The following is a 21,576-nucleotide window of genomic DNA, read 5'->3' as shown; positions in this document are numbered from 1 at the left end:
TATGAAAAATCATACTTGACAGAATTTTAGAGTGACCAGAGTTTTCTACGACATGATGCCCGATTACACCGTCTCGGTTTTCCTTGACGGTCATTGGGATTTTTTCAAGTCGATGCCTAATCTGGTTTCTTACTGTGATTCTGAATACGCTGATTATGAGCTGATATCTATTGATGATATGACTCGTGAAGAGCGCGTTGATGCGGGGCTTCTCAATGCACATGAATGAGGCTCAGCAAATCCAAGCTAATTTAACAGGGCAGGGTAACCATAATGATTCCGGCATACAGCTCGATTGGTTGGCTTTTACCTTCAAGATTAAAGACCTTCGCCACTGTGAACGTGCTGGCTTTATTGGCTTCACCAGACAGACTCAACCTCACTTTCCTCAGGCTCCGGTTATTAATCGTCAGATAATCAGGGATGGTCAATCCTATGAGGACTATAAGGCATACACCGATTTTGTCATGCGTCAGTACTTTGAGGAGTGCTTGCGTGTGTTCGTCAACAAGGTGCTTGGACTATCCATGTCTGCACCACTGGATAAGCAATTTCAGTTCTATGAAAACTCTTTTAACTTACTGTCTCCATGTGGAGAGTCTTACTGTGGCCGCATCGGCATTGGCGGTAATAACGATACTATACATATCTCGATAAACGGCACTGGTTGTAAACATGTGCTGGCTGTCCGCTCCCTGTTTTCTCTGTATCACTGGCTTAATAACGTTTTGCACATTACGCATGTTAAACGTGCGGATTTAGCCTTTGATGACTTCCACGGCCTTTTTGATTGCAAATACGCGCTAACAGCCGCCTATGAGGGCGCATTCAAGCCTTCTGTCAGGGGCAAAAATCCCAAGGTCAAAGAGGACTATGAGTATTCATGGTTGCCTGACGGCTCCAGAAAGTATGTTAAAGAGCAAATCAGCGTTGGCTCCCGTAGCTCTCGTATTTATTGGCGTATCTATAACAAGGCTCTTGAGCAGAATCTGACAGATACGACCGTTATCTGGTATCGCTCTGAGGTAGAGCTGAAAGAATGGTCTATAGAGATACTGCGTAACCTTGCAGGGGCTTTTGCAGCAATCAACGCCTATGCCGCTTCTATCGAGTCTTCAGAGCCATTTGATACTAAACCAAAGCCTGAAAAACGTGCCGCTTTGGAAGTCCTTTCCTCTACCTATTGGCTTCGCCGCCAGTGGGGTCGGGTAATCTCAGACCTTTCTCGTCTTTACAACGGAGACGCAAACAAGGTCATAGAAACCATTGCAAGGGGAGACCCTAAGCTTGGTTATCCATGTACATACAACCGTTTGGTTGATGAAATATTAAGTAGCTATTAGGTGACATTATGAAAAAAGGTTTATTCGTTCTGGGTATCACGTTTATGGATGGTGAGCGTGGCAAATCTGCCATTCTGAATATCAGCCGTCCGCTTAGAGACCTTGATACTGGTTCTTTTAAGCGTCAGGTGTTTGGTGAGTCCGGAGAAATCAATCTCAAGTATGACCAGCCGTTGTATATGGATTACAACTACGCTTGTCAGCTTCGTGATACTGGTGCTTTGGTTCCCAGACGTGAATATGAAGTTGATACCGCGCTGGATTATGACGACCCGCTTGCAGGCTCCAAGGTTATTGAGCTTATCCCTGTTGATGAGGATATAAAGGCTCACTTCAAAGCATCCATGAAACAATAATAAAAAGGATCAGCTATGGATAACGTCAGTACGGCAACAACAGAACTACAGGCCAGCGAATGCTCTTTCTCTGATTTGCTGGTCAAGCGTCCCATAGATACTTCAGAGCCTAAGCAAACTAGGTCATATCGATATTGGACGGATGAAGATAATAAGACTCTCGAGTCGATGTATAAAAAGGGCTGCTCTCTTGATGAGATTGGGGCGTTTTTTGAAAAGTCTCCCAATACAATAGGTGACAGGTTAAGAAAGTTAGGGATTAAACGCTGCAAGGCTTTGTCAGTCAAACAAGAGCTTTTTCTTATCAAAAACTACTGGCTTCTCGGTACAAAGGGCTGTGCTAAAAGGCTTAATCGTAGCTGTAGTTCTATTGCGTACTATGCTCGGCTTTTAAAACTCAAAATTCCGACCAGAGACCAGTATGACCCACCAATTTACAGAAAACTGTTGCCTTACGATATGGCGAAACGTATTTGTATTCTTGAGCGTAAATCACCGACATCAAAAGATAGAGTAGAGGATTCAATAGTCATTCTCTATGATAAATACCGTCCATCTAAACACATGGCGGCTTTCCATCTGGATGAGTTGTGCTTGGCTTTGGATAGACATTTCGGTCGTCGTGATGGGGTGACTGCTTCAGCACTTACCCATGGGTGGAAACGATGAGCAGAGATATCAATAATAATCGAACCCGACGCTTTAAACGTCGGGATTGCTGTCCTCTTTGTGGAGACATTGACTTTCTTTGCACTGAATACATTTCCAACAATCAAATTTTTCTTTATGAAGAACAATGTCCTAGGTGCCATGACTTTTGGCAGATTGGATTAGATGATACTCTCAGCAACTGCGATAAGTATCTGAATAAGGACTTGATATGAAGGTTTATTATGATGCCTCTTGTGAGGAAATGATTTCTACTTTTACTCCGGATGAAGGCTGGTATACATTCAAATCATTAGGGGAAATGCATCAAGTATTGTCATTTGAACATGGTGACGATTTGGAGTTGATTGAGCTAACACCTGAGCTTCATAAAAGCATGTTGGATGCCGGTGATTTCGATGGTTATGAACCATAATTAAAACTTCATTTTGATTCATCAAATATCGATTTTGATTTATGTGACTTCCCAGGTCCTGAAAGCTGTGACAACTGGGCATCGCCCCGAGCGCAGCGAGTCACCGAGATATAAGGGCGCGTGATACTGTCTGTAGGTTCGACAGACAGTGAACGCCCGAAACAGTCTTTTGCCAGTCTTGGCCATTCCAAAAAACACCTTCTTTCTGCTAGGCCATAGCGAAACTCCAAGTAAACACCAAAATGAAAATCTGTGGTTCGGAATGTACCGGAGCATCAAAATTCAGTGTGCGTCACTGGTGACGCTTAAATATCTCATTGATTTAATTAAATAAAGCAACTATTAAAGTGCGCATTATGTATCTTATGTTAAATAGGATTTTATAACCAAAGCCGACAAACGTCGGCTTTACTAATTTAAGGCTTAACCACCCGCTAGTTTAACGGTCAGTCCCTTCTTCTCAAGGTGAGCTTTGATTTTATCCCGGTTGTCACCTTGTATTTCAATATCGCCTTGTTTAACGGCACCACCACAACCACAGACTTTTTTAAGCTCTGCTGCCATTAGTTTTAGTGCCTTATCATCTAGGTCAAGGCCGGTAACAATGCAAACGCCTTTACCTTTTCGCCCTTTAGTCTGGCGTTGAATTCTAACGATACCATCGCCTTTAGGGCGAGCTACTTTTTGTTCTTCTGGCTTAATGCGGCCGGTTTCTGTTGAGTATACGAGTGTCATGACTTGTTTCTTGTTGCGTTAACTTCGCTGTGTTTATCGATATGCTTTTTGATCGCGTCTTTAGAGCCTTTCACTAACTTGCCATTGAAAAAGCAGTACCAGCTGTTTTTAGCTCCGCTGTCACTCTTAAGCAAGTGGCCATTGTAGTCTTCCTGCTGTTCGTTCACTTCTTCGTCTTTCTTCGGTGCCAGTGAAGCAAACTCTTTCGGATCAATAATTGTGGCAGTATCACACCACCAATCAATAGATTTCTTAACCGCGGGCAGGTTGCCGCTGAGAACTTGTTTTTTTACGCGTACGTGCCATACATCTTTATCAGCTCCAGATTGTATGCAGTACCCTCTGTGAAACGTAGTAGCCATTGATGTTTATTCATTAAGTATTGTTTTCTTATATAATAATTGTATTTATCGTATATTCAAGCGTATTATTTTGTTACGTTTATAGAGTTATAGTGCTTTAAAGATGAGAAAAAAAGTTTCGCCAATAGACAATCCCAAACACTGCGCATCAAGCGTAAAGCGTTGGTCTGAAACGGTTACAGAGCAAGACGTTGTTCAACTGACCCAAGGAAAATACTCCCGTAGCTCTGTTTTGGCGATGAGAACAGACTGGAATAGATTTGTGTTATTTTGTGAGTCAAAGCATGTACGCCCCCTTCCCGCTTCTGTTACTGCCGTAAGGCTTTTCTTAGAACATGAGTGCAGAGACCGAAAATTCGCGACTCTTCGGCGTTACAGTATCACAATAGGCATAATTCATTTTATTCACTGCTATAGTGATCCAACTAATCACAGGCAGATTAAGTTTACATTGCAGCAGTTAAGGCTTAAAAAGCATGGGGATGCAAAACAGTCATCACCATTAACAAAAGAACATCTGTTACAGCTAAACATAATGTTATCGTCATGCCCGGAGATAAGAGGCATCAGGGACCTTTCTATCTATTTCGTTATGTTTGAGTGCGCTTTAAAACGCTCAGAACTAAAAAAACTGCAAATTGAAGATATTTCGTTACAAAAAAGTCACGCTCTATTACGGGTTGGTGAGAACAAGTATCAACTCTCTGAACTTGCCTGCAAGGCAATATCAAAATGGGTACGGCTGTTATATGGCTCTCAAGGTGTTCTTTTCAGGAGAATTGATAAGCACAGCAATATAGGTACGGGGCAACTTGATGACTCCTCCATTTATCGCATATTAAGAAGAGCCAGTGACCTGCTAGGCTTACCAGAACATATGAAGTTTAACGGCCAGTCTGCACGAGTCGGTGCCACTAAAGAGTTGCAAACTCAGGGATATAAATTAAAAGAGATACAAGACTTCGGTCGCTGGATGAGTCCGGCAATGCCGGCTCAATACTTAGAGAAAACCAGCACTGCCGAAGGGGAAATGGCTAAATTCAGGGCGATTAAACCCTGGAGTTAACGGCTCTTCTGATAGCAGACGCCAGATAGTCACTAAACTTATGGCCATTATGTTCCATCATCTTAGGAAACATGGAAATAGGCGTCATTCCGGGGAAGGTGTTCACTTCGTTAAGGTATAGCTCCCCTTCTTCGGTTAAAAAGAAGTCGATGCGAGACAAATCTTTAAGTTTCATCTGGTTAAAGACCATCTTAGAATATGTTGCTATCTTGGCAGTCATCTCTTCAGACACCCCTTGAGCCTCAACTTCTGTTACAGAATGGCTGTCTGCACTGTACTTCTCTTCATAAGAGTAGAAGTCCCCTTCTGGCGCAATGACTTCCCCCGGAGCAGTGACATATAACTGGCCTTCGTATTCATAGGCAGCTACTTCTAACTCACGTGGTTTCAGTGATTTCTCTATTAGCACCTGATCGGAATAACCGAATGCGCTATCAATAATGTCTGAAAGCTCGTCAGAATTTGTGACACTGTAGCAACCAACTGATGATCCCTGACTTGCAGCTTTAACAAATAGCTTACCCCACTTATCAAAAGCGTTATAAGCACTCTGTTTGGATTGCGGGTTGTTTTCGGTAAGAAACAGGTAGGGAGTATTAGGTATACCCAGTGCGTCATACCAAAGCTTAGAAGTGATTTTATTAAAGCTATTCTTACTAGCTTCAGGATCACAACCGAGGTAAGGAACACCAGCCAACTCAAACATTGACTGAAGGTCACCGGTTTCACCGGGATAACCATGAACACAAGGCACGATATAATCTATTGCTATATCCAACTCTTCTGCCACCAGGGCTTTCTTACTGATATCAAAAACAACCTGTTGATCGTCGTAAATCCAGCCATCTTTGGTTATTTCAACACGGACAATACTGAAGTCTGAATGTTTAGAAAGTTGCTGGAAGATATACTCAGCTGAAATAAGCGATACTTCATGTTCAGAAGAACCGCCGCCACATAGAAGAGCTATAGTTGTTTTAGTCATCTACCTGTATCCATGGAACAACAAAAATAGTATCCGCACATCATAACCTTTTGACTGTTAAGGTACAGGAAAAACTGGCGTGTTCCCGTTTCGGGGGAGTTGAATGCGCGAATAATCACCAAAAAGAAAGGACCCGAAGGTCCTTGAATTATCTAAGTTTAATCAGTTTCGGATAAGGTGAGTTCTTCACCTCATCAAGACTCTTAACAAAAGGCTTCAGATCACGGAACATCTGTGGAAGGGTCTGAATCGCCGCTTTAGCTTCAGAGCGGGTTGCGTAATCACCGTAAAGTAAGGTGTACCATTGCGTTCCGTTTACTTGCTTGTAGTTTTCCCATACCGGGTGGTCGCTAGGTAGCTTCTTAGCCAGATTTGTCGCCTTTGCAGAGCTGTCGACCGCGATAACCTGAATAGTAAATCCGTAACGCTTGTTGCTTTCAACCTGCTTTCTGGTTGGGGCAATAATTCTAACCGTTTTATTGTTAGAGGCAGCCGGTGTCACCATTCTTGGTTGCTGTTGCATCTGCTGTTGCATTGGTTGTGTACGTGTTACACGAACCATATTTTGCTTTTGAGTCATGGCAGGTTCTGCCTGCTGAACAGGAGCCTGTTCCATGGTACTTTCAGTCATGCTATTTGCAGCAATCGCCTCCACTACCGGCTCAGTTTTATACTCTTCGCGGAAGCTGTCAGAAGTAACTTCCGTAACGTAATCGCCTGAAGTAGAACAAGCCGCCAGGAGTAATGAAATACTGATTATGGAAATCTTTTTCATAATTTATTTAATTAGCTGTATCAATAGAATCCTGTTGGCATCATGCCCTTGGATTTCAATAATATCAAGGGGCTATTTCTAATTTACCCTGATTTGATGTGAGCTATTGCACGTTATAAGTGATGGTTTAGCAAGAGTTACTTTACCTCATGCGCAATCGGTTAAAATTCGATTATGATTCTATTACGTGCATCTCTTTGAGGTATCTATGAACAATATCGCCAAGTTGCTAAAACCAACATCTGTTGCCGTTATAGGAGCATCTAATACCCCTTTCCGTGCCGGTAAGGTGGTGATGACCAATCTGCTGGAAGGAGGGTTTCAGGGAGCGATTATGCCCGTCTCTCCGAAATACAAGGCGGTATGCGGTGTGCTGGCTTATCCGGATATTAACTCTTTACCCATTGTTCCGGACGTTGCCGTTCTCTGTACTCACGCAAGCCGCAATAAACAGATATTTGAGCAACTGGCGGAAAAGAAGGTCTCCACCGCTATAGTGCTTTCATCAGATATGCATACCCCGGTTGAAGGGTCAAAAACCATTGAAGAAGAGTGTATAGAGATAGCGAAGAAAAACGGAATCCGCGTTCTGGGTTCAAACAGTCTTGGCATTATTCTGCCATGGAAGAACTTTAATGCGTCCTTTTCACCCGTCAGCGCAGCGCAGGGAAACATCGCATTTATCTCGCAATCGGCAGCTGTGTGTACCACAGTTCTCGACTGGGCAAATGACAAAGGCATCGGTTTTTCTTCATTTATCTCTATCGGTAACGGCAGTGATATCGATGTTGCCGAGCTTCTTGATCACCTCTGTACAGACAGTAAAACCAACGCAATATTGCTCTATATTGACTCAATTAAAGACGCACGCCGTTTTATGTCGGCTGCAAGGGCGGCTTCCCGTAACCGCCGTATTTTGGTACTTAAAGGTGGTAAAACCTACGCCGGACGTCAGGCCGCTATCCGTCATACCGGCGGCACAGACACCCTAGATATTATTTACGACTCTGCCATACGTCGTACCGGTATGCTACGGGTAAACAACACTCACGAGCTTTTTGCTGCTGTTGAAACCCTTACCCATTCAGTGCCACTGCGCGGAGAACGTCTCGGTATTATTACAAACGGCGGCGGCCCATCAATAATGGCAGTAGATACCCTTCTTCAATGGGGGGGGAAACTTGCGGATCTCAGCGACAATACCATAACCATGCTTGATGCTAAGTTACCCTCATCATGGTCGAGAAGTAACCCTGTCGATATGATTGGTGACGCCGATAAAAAACGTTATGTCGATACCATCAATACCATGTTAGATAGCGATGATATTGACGCCCTGCTTATTATGCATTCACCGTCGGCCATTGCCCATTCAACAGAAACGGCAGAAGCCGTTATAGAGTGCGTGAAAAAACACCCCAGACATAAGAGATTCAATATTCTTACCAACTGGACGGGCGAGAAGACCACCCGAGAGGCACGCCTGCTGTTCACACAGGCAGGTATACCTACTTACCGGACACCGGAAAGTGCGGTAGTGGCCTACATGCACCTCGTTGAGTACCGCCGTAACCAGAAACATCTGATGGAAACACCAACCACGTCAGAACAAGTGGATCAGGCCAGCGTTAAACAAGCGCGCGACTGGGTCATCGAGCAAACCACGCAAAGTGAAGTTACTCTGGATACCCACCAGATTTCTCCGCTACTCAAATACTACAAGTTTACCGTTCTTGACACATGGATTGCACAAGAGCCGGCGGAAGCGGTACAGATTGCCGATCAGATAAGTTACCCTGTAGCGGTTAAGTTGCGTTCGCCGGATATTGCCCATAAGTCCGACGTTAACGGTGTAGTACTTAACCTGCGAAACCCTGTTGAGGTACAGAGTGCAGCGCAGTCCATTCTTGATGGTGTACAACTCAACTATCCGTCTGCCTCTGTTCAGGGCCTGATTGTTCAGGCAATGGCCAGCCGCATAGGCGCTTATGAGCTAAGGGTAAAAGTAAAATCCGATGAGATTTTCGGACCAGTTATTTTACTTGGTGAAGGCGGCTCGGACTGGGATGAATCGATTGACGCAGCGGCCGCTATGCTGCCTCTTAATATGGCGCTGGCCAGATATTTGATAATACGGGCAATTAAAGGTAATAAAATACGTTCGCAAAAGGCGATGAACATCAATATCGATGACCTGTGCGAATTTCTGGTGCGCCTATCGCAGATGGTGGTTGATAATCCACAAATCCATGAGCTGGATATTCACCCTCTTCTCGCTGTTGAAGGTTCCCTGACTATTCTGGATGCAGATTTAAAACTTCGTCACTATCAGGGCGAAGCAAATGATAAGCTGGCTATCCGCCCCTATCCTGTTGAACTGGAAGAGAGTATCAAAGTTAAATCGGGTGAGGATATTCTGATCAGGCCGATTCTTCCCGAAGACGAACCTGAACACGCAACATTTCTGAGCAATGTGTCGAAAGACGATCTCTATAAACGTTTTTTCAGTGACGTGGGAGAGTTTAACCACGAAGCGTTAGCCAATCTGACTCAGATAGACTTTGACAGAGAGATAGCCTTTGTCGCCATCGATATGCAAGGTAATATTCTGGGCGAATCCAGGGCGCTAATTGACCCCGAAAATATAGATGCTGAGTTCGCCATTCTAATCCGTTCTGATCGTAAAGGGTGCGGACTAGGACGTATTCTGATGGAAAGGATCATTCGATATTGTAAAAACAAAGGTACCCGTCAAATGTCGGGGATGACCATGCCGACCAACCGGGGAATGTTGACTCTGGCACAGAAATTAGGATTTGAAATCGATGTTCAGTTCGCCGACGGGACAGCCGATATGTTACTGCCCTTAGACTAAACTTTTGAAGTATAAACTAAAAAAGTCGCTCCATATCGGGGCGACTTTTATTTAGAAAATGTTAATAAAAAGGCGTGTTATTTTTTCTGTTTGATTTCTTTTTTTACCATTATTGCCGCAGCAATAATAAAGGTAATGATCAGCGCTAGCTCCAACCCTATCTCCTCACTCTTAGAAACTTTCAACCGGTGAATATTAACAGTGTTTGACTGTTTTTTATACTTAATTGTTATTTATTTGTATAAAAATAGAGGCAAATCAATATCCCGTGTTTTTATCAAATGTGAGAAATATAACTCTGACTTTTGTACTTCAGCGCTATTTATCTGTTAGTACACAGAATTTATAAAATATTTATTGATTACATTGATAAATCAAAACTCTTTAGACATAGTTAACTCTATGTATCAAAAGCGTTATCCGGTGTTTTGATTAACGCGAAACACCAGAGGAAAAACGATTTATGGAATTTCAGAAAGTCAGTCTCAATTGCGATATGGGCGAAAGCTTTGGTATCTGGAAAATGGGCTGTGATAACGAAGTGATGCCGTGGATTGATTTAGCCAATATAGCTTGCGGCTTTCATGCATCCGATCCAACCGTAATGTCAGACACTGTTCAGCTCGCAATAGAACACAGAGTCAAAATTGGCGCCCATCCCGGCTATCCTGATTTACAGGGTTTTGGCAGACGTAGTGTCAAATGTTCAACCGAAGAGATAACACAGTTGGTGACCTATCAGGTAGGCGCCCTCGATGCCATATGCCGCCTGTATGGTTCTCAGGTAAAGTATATAAAGCCTCACGGCGCACTTTATAATGACATGATGAAAGATCCTTCTATCTTTCACGCTATTGTTAAAATTGCCCGCCTATTTTCAGTTCCACTGATGATACTCGCCAGCAGTGATAATTCAGCCTATCTTGAAATGGCTGATAAATATAATGTCCCGTTACTATTTGAAGCTTTCGCCGACCGTAGTTATCTGGACAACGGATTACTTACTCCGCGTAATCACCCCAGAGCAGTATATAAAAACAGCGACGATATCTTCCATCAGGTAATGCAGATCGCAAAATACTCAAGTGTTAACACAGTTTCCGGTCAGAAAATCCAGATTCAGGCCGATACAGTATGTATACATGGCGATAACGAGCATTCCATCGCTGCAATCAGAAAAATAAAAGAAGCCTTAATGACCCTATGAGGTGAATATGATCGACGATAAAGTCTCTATTGAAGCTGTATGTGAATCCTCAATACTTATTCGGTTTTCCCACCAGATAGATAGTGAGTTACCGCATTTTATCAATCAAGTTTCCGAGCTTATCTATGCCGAATATGCTTACAGCATAATGAACCTTACCCCCTCTTACACCACACTATTAATTGACTACCTTCCTTACCGGATACCTGAAGAAGAGATCCTTATTGGACTGGCACATATTATTCATCAGGTCGACAACCACGACAGTCAGATTGAAAGCAACCTAATTACTCTGCCCGTTTATTATCACAACGAAGTTGCCCCGGATCTTGATAACCTGTGCAGGCAAAAACATTTGCAACTTGATCAGCTAATCGCATTGCATAGCCAGCAAGAGTACAAGGTATGTGCCATTGGCTTTAGTCCCGGTTTCGGCTTTTTATCCGGCCTGCCTGAACAGCTAGCAACGCCCCGTCTTAGCACTCCGAGGCTTAAGGTGATGAAAGGAAGCGTTGGCATTGCCGATAATCAAACGGCTGTCTACCCATCGCAAACACCCGGAGGCTGGAACATTATCGGTAACTGTCCAACTAACCTGTTTGACCCGCATAGCGAAATGCTGTCACCACTACGAATTGGTGACTTAGTACGTTTTAAATCGATCAGCCGTGAAGAATATATGTCACTGGGAGGCGAGCTATGGGCAGACTAATTGTTAATAAACCCGGTCAGTTAAGCCTTATACAGGACTTCGGACGTTACGGAATTGCACCTCTCGGGGTGACACAAGGCGGGCCAGTTGACGAATATGCTTACTGTTGGGCTAACTACCTTCTGGGCAATAAGCCTAACTGCTCGACCCTTGAAATTACACTTGGGCAGGCTGAGTTTACGTTAAGTAACAATGCCATGATGGCCATATGTGGCGGAGACCTTCAGGCAAAGTTGGATGGCGAGCCGATAACAAACTGGAGTTCGTTTTACGCCCGAAAAGGTCAGGTTCTTACTTTTTCTCTTCCGATAAATGGGCTTCGCGCATATCTAGCGGTATCCGGAGGTTTTCAGGTCGCAGAACAATTAGGCAGTAGCGCTACGGTAATGCGGGAAGAGCTTGGCGGGCTTCATCAGGATGGTCAGCCACTGCAGTATGGGGACGAAATTCAGTTCGGTGACGAGCAGAAGAAGTTACCGGTACGACAACTCACCTTCCGTTTTACCCCAGACTATAACTTGCCATTAAGATTGAGAGTTCTTGAGTCCTATCAGGCAAATGAGTTCAGTAAAGAGCAGAAACGCGCTTTCTATCATCAGACTTATCGCGTAGGGCAAGATTGTGACCGAATGGGATACCGGCTTGAAGGTAAACCAATTCAGCCACCTTCAAACGGCATTATCTCTGAAGGCATCGCGTTGGGTTCGATTCAAATACCTCCCGACGGTCAGCCGATTATTTTACTGAATGATCGTCAGACGCTGGGCGGCTACCCTAAGATTGGTGTTCTGGCCAGAATCGATCATCCGAGACTGGCACAGGCAAAACCCGGTCAGGATATTAAGTTTATCCGTGGAAACCGCAGGCATCTTCAGGAAATATGGTGCTCCTGGGCATTAAGATTTGGCTATTAAAAACGCTTGTTAAAGTACAAATCTAAAATATTTACTTGCTGTTTAAGAGGCCTTTACTTAGGCCTCTTTAATTAGAATCTCAGTAAATTTTTGCTAATTCTTGCGGATAACCACGCTGTACGGCAAGTTGACAGGCGAGTGATTCTACCTGCTCCGAACCGTGTGACGGCGTCACTCCATCACAGTTCACTTCGATAGCAAATGTAGTTTGTATATGCTTAATCACCTTTCTTGCCGCTTCAATGGCAGAAGAACCCTTTACAATTTCCAGTCTTGCATAACGTTCTCCATAGAAAGAGACGTCTGATGCCCGCAAACTGGCATCGCTACCGGGGATCTGTTGTGCACCAAACAGTGGCTTTCCGCCATATTCAGCCTCACAAAAAGATGGGATAAAGCGGCTCATATGGCGGATAGCAGCGTCCGTTCGTTTGCTCTTTACTTCATCGCTCCAGCCCAGTTTGATCTTGTTCAGCAACTCTTGTGGCAGTTGTGGCTGAGAGTTTCCACCGCCGCTGCTTACCAAACCGTTTTTAAACAGAGTAATCTCATCGGTCATACCGTGTAGCTGAAATACATCATCGGGATAAGGAGTAAGTTGTGCCATTCCGTCCGGTGTACCTCTTTTACCGTGAAAAACCACTTCGGGCCATTTATATCCACTCTGCCAGCGGGAAACATAAGCAGCCTTAAACTCCACCAGCCGGCTCTTATGCATATCCAGCCAGTTATCCAGAGTCCCTGTTTCAAATCCACACGCATTTATCAGGTAATCGACCTTTTCACTGTGATCGCTACCATCACGGCTATAGTTGATGGTCCAGCCATTACCATTGTCTTTTGTACTGTTTACTTGCGATGATAAATGAACACGGCACAAAGGTTGCTGTTCCAACTCCAGTTGTGCCGTTGCTGCCAGCCTGAACAGGCTCCAGCCATATTCCTGAACCAGAACAACCGGATACTTTAATCTGTCCAGATCAACAGTCTTGGCGAACGGAATCACCCAGTCCTCATCCGTCAGTAAGCCTGAACTCTGGCTGCATAAGGACAACTCGATAAGTTCCTCTCTGGAAAATAGCTTGAAGTAGTTTTGCGGCTCGCCGAGTACCTTATTGCTCTCACACTGCTCAACAAGTAACTGATACTCACTCTGGATAGCCTTTAGTCTGCTAATAACAGAAGCAGGGTCACCTTGATCAGAGTCAGGCACGGCTATGATGGTTGGACGGACGTTGATGGTGTTAGGGTACAACTTAACAGAATCAATAGACTGCCTTAACAGCTCTTTACACTGCGCGAGAGAGATATCACGGTATAGGTTACCGCCGGCATGCAGGTGACAAATTGGCGGACCGTAAACCAGACCGGGCTTCTTATCAAACAAACTTACTTTGACCCCAGACTGGCCTAGCAGAATAGCGGCTGTCACGCCGGCAATTCCTCCGCCGACGATACCTACATGAAGTTGTTCTCTTTTCTCTGTGTTGTTGCTCATTATTATCTTAATAGCAGATAGGACTGAGGTAATTATACCTATATTACCTCATTAAAAAATCACACATTTTTTAGGGTTTGTAGATAACTCAACACTACATGCCTTTCCGGTTTATGGGATTCAGGACATACCCAGTTGTGCAGTATTCGTCTCTAAAAAAAAGAATAAAAAGTTTGTAAAAAAGCCTTGACTCAAATTCTTCACAACACTGATTTTCGACCTTTGTGAATAAGCAATTTCCTCAATCAGACGCCCGCTCTGGTATGCAGAATGATAGCTCTAAAATGGTGCTGAGTTATCCCAAACTTTATCCACCGAATTTGTGGATAACTACCCTTTTGCTTTGGATAACGTTTTAACAATGTATCGTCTAATAAAAAAGTAGTAAAAAACCAAATATTAGAGCTCTCTTAAATTTACCCTATATGCCCTATAAATCCCGCCGGGGCTGGCTATATACAGATGTATATAAACCCAAAGGAAAATAGGACGATATTTATGCCATTAAACGCAGTAATACCTTTTGATTAGAACCTATATTCTATTGGTCAAAATTTGATCTGGATAACATCAAGGGGGGAGAGTTTGAGCTAAAACTTTTATTCAGGAAAAATGCAAACACGGAAGTCTGGTTATGAATGTAGAAATTGTTGTCGATTATCTTTTTGACGGTGTGGTGCACAGCTTAAAAACCGATAGCGATAAACTCAACCTTGAGCGCATTGATCCACTGGATCAAACTACCTATGAACGTCAGGTTATTGAGCAGCTGATAGAAACCCACTACACCAGTGAAGATAACGTTGCCGTTAGTGTCTCTTCAATCCGGGCACTGATTAACGGAGACAGCAAACCAAACGCCTATACCAACGCTGAATATGCACACCTGTTTAAGCTGGAACAGATAATTGTGCACATTCAGGGTTACTGCTTCCCGCTGGCAGCCTGATAACGGCCACCAGCATTAAGACATAACTCGGGGGAGCTTAATCGGCTCCCCTGATTGGTTTCAGAAGCCTGGATAGCATTGAACTCACTACTAAAGCCAGCACCACAAAAGCGATAACAGGTAAGGCTATCCATAGATATCCGTGTAGCTTTCCTTCAAGCTCAAAACCATAGCTCATCACTCCGGCAACACTCACCTCTGCCCCCAGACTGGCTACAATACCTGCCGTTAGCGCCATAAGGCCATACTCACTCCAGATGGTACTGGTGATTCGCTTTTTCGACGCGCCGAGAGTCCGGTACAGGCGTATCTCATCCTGACGCTGAGAAAGGCTCAGGCGTAACAAGGTAAAGATCAGCAACACACCGGCAATCACGCCAAGACCGGCTAACAGGGTTATCGACCAGACGATCTGCGTTAGCAGACTCCTGATCTTGTCTCCCATAGTTCTGATGTCCAGCAAACTGACAGTGGGAAAGTCACGTGACAACTCACTCAGGAACGCAATCTGTTCATCGTTAATCCTAAAACTGACCATCCAGGTGGCCGGTAGTTTTTCCATGACATCGGGAGTAAAGATAAAGTAAAAGTTCGGCTTCATCTCGCGCCACTCTACATGACGGATGCTGTTTACTTCGGCTGAAACCTCTTGACCGGAAATAACAAAACCAAGGGTGTCACCAACCTGAATATTTAGCTCTTCTGCAACTTCCGCTTCTACTGACACTCCGTTTTCTTCACTCCAGCTCCCTTGCAGAATCGGGTTACGTTCTGGTATCGAGGTGACCCAGGTAAAGTTAAGCTCCCTACTCAGTGAGTCACTCTCCTTATCAATACCCTCCCTTGATTTTGCCTCTTCACCGTTTATCTGCGCTATTCGTCCCCTGATAATTGGGTACGCTTCAGAGCGGTCAACCCGGCTGGCATCCAGCTTTTCCAGATACTCTTGCTGCTCATATGGTGCAATATTAATTGCAAACACGTTAGGCGCATTATCGGGAATGGTTTGTTGCCAGTCTTGTAACAGATCAGAACGAACCAGCCAGATCACCGCAAGCAACATTAATGAAATCGCCAGAGCACCAAACTGCAACATACTTGCCAGCGATGAACGCTTAATCCGGCTAACGGCAAGTTTCATAGCGGTATTCAAAGGTAACCGGTTAATCAGGTGGATTAACAACACGCTAAGCAAACCAAGCACAATAAACAGCGCCACAATGCCGCCTAATACAATCCAGACCAAGGTGTTACTGCTATAGACGAGCAACATAGGCACAAGAGGAACCAGTATTAATGCATAGGAAGCCAGACTTCGTTTCTGCTGATGCTCCTGCATGACGTTGACCGCAGAGGTATTAACAAGGCTGAGCAAAGGGATTCCTAAAGCCGGAACGCCGATAAGCAGACAGGTCAGAATGGCAATCACTGTCGGCGCAATGCCATAACCTGGCAGAGGATCCGGCAGTAATTCATTGATAGGTATCCGTAGCAGGATTTCCAGAGTAACGCCAAACAGCAAGCCGAAAGTAATACCAATGGTGAACAGCAGCAATATCTGCATAGAGAGCCACTTAGCAAGCCACTTTTTACTGGCACCTAAGCTTTTTAACATAGCTACGGTTTTTCTCCGGCCGGCCACATAATTCTGGCAGGTCAGCACAAGGGTGGTTGCCGCCATAATAATTACAATTGCGACGGTCAGGGAAAGGTACTGCGAAGTTCTCTGGAACATATCATTGCTGCGCGATGCACTATCCTGATCCCGCCAGCGATCACTTGGCGTGAGCTCCACTGAAGATTTAATACTATTCAATCCCTGCTCTTCGCCTGTCAAAAACAGGCTAAAACGAACACGGCTACCTAACTGAAGGGCTCCGGTTTTATCAATATCAGAGCTATGGATAAACACGGTCGGCATTTGCTGGAAAGGATTAAAGCTGATGCCCGGTTCCTGCACAATTTTCCCACTGACAATAAAGTCTGCATCGCCAAGAGTAATGGTGTCTCCGTCTTTTACCTCTAACAGAGAATACACTCTTTCATCCAGCCAGAGTTCACCGGGATTAACCTGATTAATCTGCTTCTCACTGCGGTTTAGGATCAGCTCGCCACGAAGAGGATAATTGCTCTCTACCCCTTTAACGGTCACCAGTTGCATCTGTGCCTCGCTAAATGCCATGGTGGCAAAGCGGGTCATAGATGAACTCTGTATGGATTGAGCCTTCAGCACAGCGTCAGTTAAAGGCTGAGGTATCGGGTTGGAAGAGCTATAAACCAGATCGGCGGTTAACGCGTCTTTTCCCTGCTTTACTACCACCTGCTCCATTCGTTCTGCCAACGCAGATAAGGCAAACACACAGGCAATAATCAAAGTTAAGGCGATAGAGATAGGCCATAGTTGCCCGTGTCTGATCTCCTCTATGCTCCAGCTAAACAATCTCTTATTAAGAGTCGCTCCGGTATAGGTCTGTTCTGGCATTAGGCTACCTCCAGATGACCAGCCTGCATATGGATGGTTCTGTGACAACGTGACGCCAATTCAGGATCATGAGTCACCAGCACCAGCGTTGTTCCGTGTTTTTCGTTTAACTCGAACAGCAGCTCCACGATACGTGCTGCCGTCTGCTGGTCGAGGTTGCCTGTCGGTTCATCGGCAAACAAGATTTTAGGCTTGATCATAAAGGCACGGGCAAGGGCAACCCTCTGCTGTTCACCACCGGATAACTGAGACGGCAGATGAGTCAGACGGTGAGAAAGCCCTACCGACTCAAGTAACTCTTTTGCCCGCGCTACATCCTCTTTTTCACCTTTTAACAGGCATGGAAGAGTCACATTCTCCAGTGCAGTCAGGCTGGGAATAAGCAAAAAACTCTGGAAAACAAATCCGACAGAATCACTGCGGATAGCCGCACGCTGTTCATCATCCATTGCAGAAATAGTTTCACCCAGCAGCCTGACTTCCCCTGATGTCGGTGTATCTAACCCCGCCAGTAAGGTCATCAAAGTTGATTTACCCGCCCCTGACGAGCCGACAATAGCGACCGTCTCACTTTCATTAATTTGTAAATCGACACCATTTAGGATTGTTAAATGTTCCTGATTAGTAGAGACTACTTTTGTAATTGATTCAGCTTCAATGATAGGTTTGGCCATGACTCGTTTAATTTCCTTCTTCTTTCTCATTTTTTCCTGTGTTGCAAGTAGCAACACAATTCTTGTACTTGGTGACAGCTTAAGTGCCGGCTATCAAATGCCGGCTGAAAGTGCCTGGCCAAATTTGCTGCCAGACAACCTTAAGGCAAAAGGTTTTGACTATCAGGTCATAAACGGCAGTATCTCCGGAGACACTACCGGCAATGGTCTGGACCGTTTACCGGCTCTTTTAGACCAGAGTAAACCATCGTGGGTGCTTGTTGAGCTTGGTGCCAACGACGGCTTAAGGGGCTTTCACCCTAACCTTATCCGAAAAAACTTATCAAAGATAATAACTCTTAGTCAGCAGGCAGACGCAAAAGTTGCACTGATGCAGATTCAGGTGCCGCCAAACTATGGTAAAAGATACAGTCAGGCGTTTGCAGATGTTTATCCCAAGATCGCCAGTGAATTTGAGTTACCCCTGATTCCATTCTTTCTTGAACAGATCATTTTGCGTGATGAATGGATGAAAGAGGATGGGCTTCACCCTAAAGAGGTAGCTCAGCCTTGGATCGCCGGTTTTATTGCCGACAATCTGGCACTTTATCTTGATTAGTCACTAAAAAATGCCCTAGCGCAAAGAGTCATATTCTTTTCAATTATATATTGAGCCGACTTTATCAGAAAGAAGGCTCCTTTTCCGAATGATTATTCAGCCAGTAATTCAAGGTGTTATCGCCAAAAGTGCCCATCCGCATGGGTGTGAAGCTGCTGTTCAGCAGCAAATCGACTATGTTCGTTCCGCTAAGCAAATTACCAACGGTGCAAAGCGTGTGTTAATTCTCGGCGCTTCTTCAGGATTTGGTTTAGCCGCGCGTATTGCCGCCACTTTCGGCGGAAGCGAAGCCGATACCATTGGTGTTTCCTTTGAAAGAGGCCCTTCAGAGAAAGGCACCGGCTCTGCCGGCTGGTACAACAACATCTATTTCAAAAAGCAGGCAGAAGCTGAAGGACGTATCGCCATTAATATTGTCGGCGATGCATTTTCCCGCCGGGTCAGAGAGCAGGTTGTTGAAGCCATTGAAACCTATTTCGAAGGCGAAGTTGACCTGATCATCTATAGCCTTGCTACCGGTGTTCGTCCAAAGCGTAATGGTGAAGGTATGTGGCGCTCAGCCATTAAGACCATCGGCGAGTCAGCAAGCGGTGCCACTATTATGCTGGAAGACGATAGCTGGCAGGAAACTATCGTGGAACCGGCAACAGAAGAAGAGATTGAGTCCACCATTAAAGTAATGGGTGGCGGCGACTGGGAAGAGTGGATTGATACCCTGATTAATTCAGATTCCATTGCTCCTGGCTGTAAAACTATTGCTTTCTCTTATATTGGTCCGCAGGCCACCTATCCTATCTACCATGAAGGTACTTTAGGCCGCGCCAAAGTCGATCTTCACCAGACAAGCCATGCACTGAATATGAAAATGGCTAACTTTGGCGGTGGTGCTTACGCAACAGTTTGTAAAGCCTTGGTCACCAAAGCAAGTGTGTTTATTCCGGCTTTCACTCCTTATATTCTAGCTTTGTATAAGGTGATGAAAAAACACGGTACCCATGAAGACTGTATCGGCCAAATGCAGAGACTGTTTGCCGACAAGCTTTATCAGCCATTTGTCCCTGTTGACGGTCAGAGACTTTTACGAATGGACGAGTTTGAACTGGATGAGAAAATTCAGCGTGAAGTGGCTGAATTGATGCAGCATATGGATAAAGATAACTTCCATGCTGTTGCGGATTATCAGGGGTATAAGAATGAGTTTCTGAAGCTGAACGGCTTTGGTTTTGAGCAGATTGATTATGACCAACCCGTTGATATGGATGAACTGATAAAGCTTACACCGTAAAGCGATTGCCCACAGAAGCCATCTTACCGCCATTTTAACAGTTGTAAGTCTGGTAAACTAAAGCCCTGTTGTCACAGGGCTTTTTAATACAAAGTTCTATTTGATGCTGCTGAGACCATTGAGCAGCAATTGATAAAAGCGATCAACACTGGCGATATTGATCCTTTCGTCCGGCGAGTGAGGGTTTTCAATATCCGGCCCGATAGAGATCATATCCGCACCACCCAACTCTGCACCGATAATGCCGCACTCGAGCGCAGCATGAACCACTTCTACCTGAGCAGAATCACCGTTAACCAGTTTGTACTCTTCCGCCAGAAGATCTAACAATGCAGAAGCAGGTTCTGGTTTCCAGCCGGGGAAAAACCCTCGACGCTCTACTTTTGCACCCGCCAGTTCAAACTGTCCGGCAATCTTTTCACCGCTATCCTGCGTTGCACTGTCTACCAGACTCCGGACAAAGCACTCGGCGTATAGTTGACCATTTTCCAGCTTTAGCACACCCAGATTACTGGATGTCTCCACCACACCTTTAAAGTCGTCGCTGAATCTATGTACCCCATTCAGGCAGGCGTGCAGAGCGTTAAGCAGGTTAACCTGATCATCCGTGCGCATTACCGCTGAAATGTCGGTAGTTTGCTCAAGGGAGAAGCACATTTCGGCATCAACACTTCTTAGCTCGGTCTTTATTTCTGCAATCAGACGGTCAAAAGCCGACAAAAACTCCGCTCTGTTCTCTTCTGGCAGGGCAATCTCCGCTGCAGCACTGCGTGGAATCGCGTTATCGACGGTTCCGCCTACAAACCGGCAAATACGCAGCCCATAACTCTGTAACCTTGCCAAGACCCTTGCCATAAGCAGTATTGCATTACCGCGTTGCAAGTGAATATCGCAACCAGAATGGCCGCCTTTAAGACCGGAAAGTTTGATGGCGTAACGGCAATACCCGTTGTTTACTTGTTCAAGCTGATAGGTTTGACTAATATCCAGATTAACTCCGCCGGCACAGCCTACCGTTAGCACTCTGCTATCTTCGGAATCCAGATTAATCAGTGTTTTTCCTTTAAAAAGCTGCCCTTCTACTGCCATAGCACCAGCCATAGTGGTCTCTTCTTCAAGGGTAAACAACGCTTCAATTGCGCCATGGTTGATCTCCCGGTTTTCCAGAACAGCCAACATGGCCGCTACGCCTATACCGTTATCGGCTCCAAGGGTAGTACTATCTGCCTTCAGCCATTCACCATCACAAAGCCACTGTATCGGATCACAACTAAAGTCGTGACTGCTGTCATCGGTTTTCTCTTCAACCATATCAACATGGCTTTGCAGTATGGTGACGGGTCTATGCTCCGACCCGCCAGTAGCTGCTTTATATATAACTATGTTGCCGAAACTGTCCTGACGCCACTTCAGCTGATGTTGCTCTGCAAACTCAATCAAAAAACGGCAGATGGCCTGCTCATTGCCTGAGCCTCTCGGAATCTGACTTATTGAGTAAAAATGTTGCCAGACTCTGGCTGCAACACTCTGTTTAAAATCATTAGCAGTTAAGTTCATAACACTCCTCAACCTGATTACGTATATGGCGATATCAGGGTTAGTTATTTTGATTGCGCTGACATTAGCACAGACCATACCGGCATTATGTTATACAGCTAACAATATCTGCCCTATTT

21 protein-coding genes are annotated in these 21,576 nt (G+C 44.9%); 13 read left to right on the top strand and 8 right to left on the bottom strand.

From position 1 onward, the window contains the following. Positions 1-31 precede the first annotated feature (31 nt). The 5 genes from PK654_RS19325 (at position 32) to PK654_RS19305 (ending at position 2,783) form a co-directional block, all read left to right on the top strand. Positions 32-229 (top strand): hypothetical protein, encoded by a 198-nt coding sequence (locus PK654_RS19325; protein ID WP_271700703.1) that lies wholly within the window; start codon positions 32-34, stop codon positions 227-229. After that, positions 216-1,343, top strand: coding sequence for a replication initiation factor domain-containing protein (locus PK654_RS19320; protein WP_271700702.1), 1,128 nt, complete (start codon positions 216-218; stop codon positions 1,341-1,343). Before PK654_RS19325 ends, PK654_RS19320 begins: the two co-directional genes overlap by 14 nt. Positions 1,344-1,351: 8 nt before the next feature. Next, on the top strand, positions 1,352-1,699 hold the full coding sequence (locus PK654_RS19315) for a DUF1293 family protein (protein ID WP_271700701.1): 348 nt from the start codon (positions 1,352-1,354) through the stop codon (positions 1,697-1,699). 15 nt (positions 1,700-1,714) lie between these two features. After that, entirely contained in the window at positions 1,715-2,368 is a 654-nt protein-coding gene (locus tag PK654_RS19310) for a gcrA cell cycle regulator family protein (protein ID WP_271700700.1), read from the top strand. Positions 2,369-2,579: 211 nt separating this feature from the next. Next, positions 2,580-2,783 carry a hypothetical protein gene (locus PK654_RS19305; protein ID WP_271700699.1) on the top strand — a complete coding sequence of 68 codons (204 nt, stop codon included), beginning with the start codon at positions 2,580-2,582 and terminating at the stop codon, positions 2,781-2,783. 423 nt (positions 2,784-3,206) lie between these two features. Here PK654_RS19305 and yciH read toward each other — a convergent pair whose 3' ends face one another. Further along, positions 3,207-3,518 (bottom strand): stress response translation initiation inhibitor YciH, encoded by a 312-nt coding sequence (yciH, locus tag PK654_RS19300; protein ID WP_271700698.1) that lies wholly within the window; start codon positions 3,516-3,518, stop codon positions 3,207-3,209. Then, complete coding sequence (locus tag PK654_RS19295; RefSeq protein ID WP_271700697.1) at positions 3,515-3,880, bottom strand: DUF3319 domain-containing protein; 366 nt, start codon at positions 3,878-3,880, stop codon at positions 3,515-3,517. The genes yciH and PK654_RS19295 overlap by 4 nt, the downstream gene beginning before the upstream one ends. 103 nt (positions 3,881-3,983) lie before the next feature. Between PK654_RS19295 and PK654_RS23070 the strand changes: the two genes are divergently transcribed. Next, entirely contained in the window at positions 3,984-4,946 is a 963-nt protein-coding gene (locus PK654_RS23070) for a tyrosine-type recombinase/integrase (RefSeq protein WP_443088763.1), read from the top strand. On the opposite strand, the gene PK654_RS19285 is transcribed toward PK654_RS23070, so the two are convergent. Both PK654_RS19285 and PK654_RS19280 read right to left on the bottom strand, forming a co-directional pair. Next, entirely contained in the window at positions 4,930-5,931 is a 1,002-nt protein-coding gene (locus PK654_RS19285; RefSeq protein WP_271700695.1) for a D-alanine--D-alanine ligase, read from the bottom strand. The two genes, PK654_RS23070 and PK654_RS19285, sit on opposite strands and share 17 nt — an antisense overlap. A gap of 148 nt (positions 5,932-6,079) precedes the next feature. Further along, positions 6,080-6,706, bottom strand: a complete 627-nt coding sequence (locus tag PK654_RS19280) for an SPOR domain-containing protein (protein WP_271700694.1) — start codon at positions 6,704-6,706, stop codon at positions 6,080-6,082. A 208-nt stretch (positions 6,707-6,914) separates the two neighbouring features. Between PK654_RS19280 and PK654_RS19275 the strand changes: the two genes are divergently transcribed. From PK654_RS19275 to PK654_RS19260, 4 genes are all read left to right on the top strand, one after another. Next, a complete protein-coding gene (locus PK654_RS19275) occupies positions 6,915-9,581 on the top strand; it encodes a bifunctional acetate--CoA ligase family protein/GNAT family N-acetyltransferase (protein ID WP_271700693.1) in 2,667 nt (888 codons plus the stop codon). Positions 9,582-10,044: 463 nt separating this feature from the next. Continuing rightward, on the top strand, positions 10,045-10,788 hold the full coding sequence (locus PK654_RS19270) for a 5-oxoprolinase subunit PxpA (protein WP_271700692.1): 744 nt from the start codon (positions 10,045-10,047) through the stop codon (positions 10,786-10,788). Between the two features lie 7 nt (positions 10,789-10,795). Next, positions 10,796-11,500, top strand: a complete 705-nt coding sequence (locus PK654_RS19265; RefSeq protein WP_271700691.1) for a 5-oxoprolinase subunit B family protein — start codon at positions 10,796-10,798, stop codon at positions 11,498-11,500. After that, the gene (locus PK654_RS19260) at positions 11,488-12,414 is read left to right on the top strand and encodes a biotin-dependent carboxyltransferase family protein (protein WP_271700690.1); all 927 of its coding nucleotides are present in this window, start codon (positions 11,488-11,490) and stop codon (positions 12,412-12,414) included. The genes PK654_RS19265 and PK654_RS19260 overlap by 13 nt, the downstream gene beginning before the upstream one ends. 79 nt (positions 12,415-12,493) lie before the next feature. Here PK654_RS19260 and PK654_RS19255 read toward each other — a convergent pair whose 3' ends face one another. Further along, positions 12,494-13,912: an FAD-dependent oxidoreductase gene (locus tag PK654_RS19255; RefSeq protein WP_271700689.1), complete on the bottom strand. Its 1,419-nt coding sequence runs from the start codon at positions 13,910-13,912 to the stop codon at positions 12,494-12,496. A gap of 634 nt (positions 13,913-14,546) precedes the next feature. Here PK654_RS19255 and PK654_RS19250 point away from each other — a divergent pair. Next, on the top strand, positions 14,547-14,861 hold the full coding sequence (locus PK654_RS19250) for a hypothetical protein (protein ID WP_271700688.1): 315 nt from the start codon (positions 14,547-14,549) through the stop codon (positions 14,859-14,861). Between the two features lie 37 nt (positions 14,862-14,898). Here PK654_RS19250 and PK654_RS19245 read toward each other — a convergent pair whose 3' ends face one another. Further along, entirely contained in the window at positions 14,899-17,343 is a 2,445-nt protein-coding gene (locus tag PK654_RS19245; protein ID WP_271700687.1) for an ABC transporter permease, read from the bottom strand. Next, positions 17,343-18,017 carry an ABC transporter ATP-binding protein gene (locus PK654_RS19240; protein ID WP_271700686.1) on the bottom strand — a complete coding sequence of 225 codons (675 nt, stop codon included), beginning with the start codon at positions 18,015-18,017 and terminating at the stop codon, positions 17,343-17,345. The genes PK654_RS19245 and PK654_RS19240 overlap by 1 nt, the downstream gene beginning before the upstream one ends. Here PK654_RS19240 and PK654_RS19235 point away from each other — a divergent pair. Continuing rightward, the gene (locus PK654_RS19235) at positions 18,016-18,615 is read left to right on the top strand and encodes an arylesterase (protein ID WP_271700685.1); all 600 of its coding nucleotides are present in this window, start codon (positions 18,016-18,018) and stop codon (positions 18,613-18,615) included. The two genes, PK654_RS19240 and PK654_RS19235, sit on opposite strands and share 2 nt — an antisense overlap. 88 nt (positions 18,616-18,703) lie before the next feature. Continuing rightward, a complete protein-coding gene (fabV, locus tag PK654_RS19230) occupies positions 18,704-19,900 on the top strand; it encodes an enoyl-ACP reductase FabV (RefSeq protein ID WP_271700684.1) in 1,197 nt (398 codons plus the stop codon). 96 nt (positions 19,901-19,996) lie between these two features. Here fabV and PK654_RS19225 read toward each other — a convergent pair whose 3' ends face one another. Next, on the bottom strand, positions 19,997-21,457 hold the full coding sequence (locus PK654_RS19225) for an aminoacyl-histidine dipeptidase (RefSeq protein ID WP_271700683.1): 1,461 nt from the start codon (positions 21,455-21,457) through the stop codon (positions 19,997-19,999). Positions 21,458-21,576: the final 119 nt, after the last annotated feature.

Source organism: Vibrio sp. SCSIO 43137 (assembly GCF_028201475.1).
In the GTDB taxonomy this organism is placed as follows: domain Bacteria; phylum Pseudomonadota; class Gammaproteobacteria; order Enterobacterales; family Vibrionaceae; genus Vibrio.
This window is presented reverse-complemented; position numbering and strand designations above follow the sequence as displayed.

What these genes read in the sequence shown, in the direction of transcription:
- PK654_RS19320 (WP_271700702.1), top strand. Translation starts at nt 216, where the DNA reads ATGCACATGAATGAGGCTCAGCAAATCCAAGCTAATTTAACAGGGCAG.
- PK654_RS19315 (WP_271700701.1), top strand. Translation starts at nt 1,352, where the DNA reads ATGAAAAAAGGTTTATTCGTTCTGGGTATCACGTTTATGGATGGTGAG.
- PK654_RS19310 (WP_271700700.1), top strand. Translation starts at nt 1,715, where the DNA reads ATGGATAACGTCAGTACGGCAACAACAGAACTACAGGCCAGCGAATGC.
- PK654_RS19305 (WP_271700699.1), top strand. Translation starts at nt 2,580, where the DNA reads ATGAAGGTTTATTATGATGCCTCTTGTGAGGAAATGATTTCTACTTTT.
- yciH (WP_271700698.1), bottom strand. Translation starts at nt 3,518, where the DNA reads ATGACACTCGTATACTCAACAGAAACCGGCCGCATTAAGCCAGAAGAA.
- PK654_RS19295 (WP_271700697.1), bottom strand. Translation starts at nt 3,880, where the DNA reads ATGGCTACTACGTTTCACAGAGGGTACTGCATACAATCTGGAGCTGAT.
- PK654_RS23070 (WP_443088763.1), top strand. Translation starts at nt 3,984, where the DNA reads ATGAGAAAAAAAGTTTCGCCAATAGACAATCCCAAACACTGCGCATCA.
- PK654_RS19285 (WP_271700695.1), bottom strand. Translation starts at nt 5,931, where the DNA reads ATGACTAAAACAACTATAGCTCTTCTATGTGGCGGCGGTTCTTCTGAA.
- PK654_RS19280 (WP_271700694.1), bottom strand. Translation starts at nt 6,706, where the DNA reads ATGAAAAAGATTTCCATAATCAGTATTTCATTACTCCTGGCGGCTTGT.
- PK654_RS19275 (WP_271700693.1), top strand. Translation starts at nt 6,915, where the DNA reads ATGAACAATATCGCCAAGTTGCTAAAACCAACATCTGTTGCCGTTATA.
- PK654_RS19270 (WP_271700692.1), top strand. Translation starts at nt 10,045, where the DNA reads ATGGAATTTCAGAAAGTCAGTCTCAATTGCGATATGGGCGAAAGCTTT.
- PK654_RS19265 (WP_271700691.1), top strand. Translation starts at nt 10,796, where the DNA reads ATGATCGACGATAAAGTCTCTATTGAAGCTGTATGTGAATCCTCAATA.
- PK654_RS19260 (WP_271700690.1), top strand. Translation starts at nt 11,488, where the DNA reads ATGGGCAGACTAATTGTTAATAAACCCGGTCAGTTAAGCCTTATACAG.
- PK654_RS19255 (WP_271700689.1), bottom strand. Translation starts at nt 13,912, where the DNA reads ATGAGCAACAACACAGAGAAAAGAGAACAACTTCATGTAGGTATCGTC.
- PK654_RS19250 (WP_271700688.1), top strand. Translation starts at nt 14,547, where the DNA reads ATGAATGTAGAAATTGTTGTCGATTATCTTTTTGACGGTGTGGTGCAC.
- PK654_RS19245 (WP_271700687.1), bottom strand. Translation starts at nt 17,343, where the DNA reads ATGCCAGAACAGACCTATACCGGAGCGACTCTTAATAAGAGATTGTTT.
- PK654_RS19235 (WP_271700685.1), top strand. Translation starts at nt 18,016, where the DNA reads ATGACTCGTTTAATTTCCTTCTTCTTTCTCATTTTTTCCTGTGTTGCA.
- PK654_RS19240 (WP_271700686.1), bottom strand. Translation starts at nt 18,017, where the DNA reads ATGGCCAAACCTATCATTGAAGCTGAATCAATTACAAAAGTAGTCTCT.
- fabV (WP_271700684.1), top strand. Translation starts at nt 18,704, where the DNA reads ATGATTATTCAGCCAGTAATTCAAGGTGTTATCGCCAAAAGTGCCCAT.
- PK654_RS19225 (WP_271700683.1), bottom strand. Translation starts at nt 21,457, where the DNA reads ATGAACTTAACTGCTAATGATTTTAAACAGAGTGTTGCAGCCAGAGTC.